Source organism: Serratia sp. CY47444, from assembly GCF_052168635.1.
GTDB lineage: Bacteria > Pseudomonadota > Gammaproteobacteria > Enterobacterales > Enterobacteriaceae > Serratia > Serratia bockelmannii.
The window spans coordinates 1-641 of the sequence record NZ_JBJNMH010000045.1; the positions used below are offsets into that span (position 1 = coordinate 1).

1 pseudogene is annotated in these 641 nt (G+C 64.0%); it reads right to left on the reverse strand.

The features are described from left to right. Positions 1 to 641: pseudogene (locus ACJ8IL_RS24735) on the reverse strand (transketolase); the annotation flags it as partial.

The window sequence follows — 641 nt, forward strand, 5'->3', positions numbered from 1 at the left end:
ACGTTGCGCACCACGTGCCAGCCGTAGGCTTCGAAACGCAGGGCGGTGTCGTCGGTGAACCAGCCGTCGACGTGGCCGTCGATGGAGATGCCGTTGTCATCGTAGAAGGCGGTCAGCTTGCCGAGCTTGAGGGTGCCGGCCAGGGAGCAGACTTCGTGCGAGATACCTTCCATCATGCAGCCGTCGCCCATGAAGGCGTAGGTGTGGTGGTCGACGATGTCGTGGCCAGGGCGGTTGAACTGCGCCGCCAGGGTGCGTTCGGCGATGGCGAAGCCGACGGCGTTGGCGATACCCTGGCCCAGCGGGCCGGTGGTGGTCTCAACGCCTGGGGTGTAGCCGTACTCCGGGTGCCCCGGGGTTTTGGAATGCAGCTGACGGAAGTTCTCCAGCTCGCGCATCGGCAGGTCGTAGCCGGTGAGGTGCAGGAGGCTGTAAATCAACATGGAGCCGTGGCCGTTGGAGAGCACGAAACGGTCGCGGTCAGCCCAGTGCGGGTTAGTCGGGTTGTGGTTGAGGTAGTCACGCCACAGGACTTCGGCGATGTCCGCCATGCCCATAGGGGCCCCCGGGTGGCCGGAATTTGCTTTTTGTACGGCGTCCATGCTGAGTGCGCGGATGGCGTTGGCAAGCTCTTTACGAGA